The organism is Pseudomonas sp. EA_5y_Pfl2_R50, assembly GCF_963970475.1.
In the GTDB taxonomy this organism is placed as follows: domain Bacteria; phylum Pseudomonadota; class Gammaproteobacteria; order Pseudomonadales; family Pseudomonadaceae; genus Aquipseudomonas.
In genome coordinates, this window is sequence record NZ_CAXAPT010000132.1 from 1 (window position 1) to 498 (window position 498).

At 62.4% G+C, this 498-nt stretch carries 1 pseudogene; it reads right to left on the bottom strand.

Going from position 1 to position 498, the window contains the following annotated elements:
- Positions 1-498, bottom strand: a pseudogene (gene rpoB, locus AACY19_RS27070) (DNA-directed RNA polymerase subunit beta); the annotation flags it as partial.

A 498-nucleotide genomic window follows, 5' to 3' on the forward strand; every position in this document is an offset into this window, starting at 1 on the left:
ACACCCTTATTGCCGTGACGGCCGGCCATCTTGTCGCCCGGCTGCAGCTTGCGCTTCACCGCGACGAACACCTTGACCATCTTGAGCACGCCTGGCGGCAACTCGTCACCACGCTCGAGCTTGTCGCGACGATCGTGGAACTTGTCGAGGATCAGCTTGGCGGCATCGTCATACTGCGCCTTGACCGCTTCCAGATCGCTCTGGACCTTGTCGTCGGCAACGGCGAACTTCCACCACTCATGACGATCGACGCTGTCGAGCACGTCGTCGATGACCACGCCCTTCTTGGGGCCGTTCTTGGGAACGACGGTCGCGGTCTGGCCGATCAGCATTTCCTTCAGGCGCGACCAGGTCGCACGGTTGAGGATGGTGCGCTCGACTTCCGAGTCCTTCTTCAGGCGCTCGATTTCCTCGCGCTCGATCGCCATCGCGCGCTCGTCCTTGTCGATGCCGTGGCGGTTGAACACGCGCACTTCAACGACCGTACCGGCAACGCCC